The sequence below is a fragment of the Clostridium ljungdahlii genome, from assembly GCF_001636845.1.
GTDB lineage: Bacteria > Bacillota > Clostridia > Clostridiales > Clostridiaceae > Clostridium_B > Clostridium_B ljungdahlii_A.
Genome location: NZ_LITT01000052.1, coordinates 1 through 1,376 on the forward strand (window position 1 = coordinate 1; position 1,376 = coordinate 1,376).

Genomic DNA, 1,376 nt, shown 5'->3' on the forward strand with positions numbered 1-1,376 from the left:
CTACTGGAGTTACAGGTGAAACTGGAGCAACAGGCTCAACCGGAGTAACCGGACCAACTGGAGTAACCGGACCTACAGGAGACACAGGAGCTACTGGAACAACTGGTGCAACTGGACCTACAGGCTCTACTGGAGCAACCGGAGCTAATGGTCCTACCGGAGTCACTGGAGCTACTGGTTCAACTGGAGTTACAGGTTCAACAGGTTCTACTGGTGTTACAGGACCTACTGGCGATACCGGTCCTACCGGAACAACTGGTTCTACAGGACCAACTGGAGCAACCGGTCCTACTGGGGTAACAGGCTCTACTGGAGCTACTGGCGATACCGGACCTACAGGAGACACAGGAGCTACTGGAACAACTGGTGCAACTGGACCTACGGGCTCTACTGGAGCAACCGGAGCTAATGGTCCTACCGGAGTCACTGGAGCTACTGGTTCAACTGGAATTACAGGCCCAACAGGTTCTACTGGTATTACAGGACCTACTGGCGATACCGGAGCTACTGGAGCTACTGGTTCTACAGGACCAACTGGAGCAACCGGTCCTACTGGTGCAACCGGTCCTACTGGTGCAACCGGTCCTACTGGAGCTGCTGGTCCTACTGGTGCAACAGGTTCTACAGGACCTACAGGAGTTACAGGCCCAACAGGAGTTACAGGTGAAACCGGCCCTACTGGAGTCACTGGTCCTACTGGAGTTACAGGTGAAACTGGAGCAACAGGCTCAACCGGAGTAACCGGACCAACTGGAGTAACCGGACCTACAGGAGACACAGGAGCTACTGGAACAACTGGTGCAACTGGACCTACAGGCTCTACTGGAGCAACCGGAGCTAATGGTCCTACCGGAGTCACTGGAGCTACTGGTTCAACTGGAGTTACAGGTTCAACAGGTTCTACTGGTGTTACAGGACCTACTGGCGATACCGGTCCTACCGGAACAACTGGTTCTACAGGACCAACTGGAGTAACAGGTCCTACTGGGGTAACAGGCTCTACTGGAGCTACTGGTCCTACCGGAATTACAGGTGTTACTGGTCCTACTGGCGATACCGGAGCTACTGGTCCTACAGGACCAACTGGAGTAACCGGTTCTACTGGAGCTACTGGCGATACCGGACCTACAGGAGTTACTGGCTCTACAGGAGTTACAGGTGAAACCGGCCCTACTGGAGTCACTGGTCCTACTGGAGTTACAGGTGAAACTGGAGCAACAGGCTCAACCGGAGTAACCGGACCAACTGGAGTAACCGGACCTACAGGAGACACAGGAGCTACTGGAACAACTGGTGCAACTGGACCTACAGGCTCTACTGGAGCAACCGGAGCTAATGGTCCTACCGGAGTCACTGGAGCTACTGGTTCAACTGGA

General features: G+C 54.4%; 1 protein-coding gene. It reads left to right on the plus strand.

The window, feature by feature from the left end; all coding sequences use genetic code 11:
* The coding region (locus WY13_RS15525) for a collagen-like protein (RefSeq protein ID WP_192845046.1) at positions 1–1,376 on the plus strand (1,376 nt) is incomplete at both ends.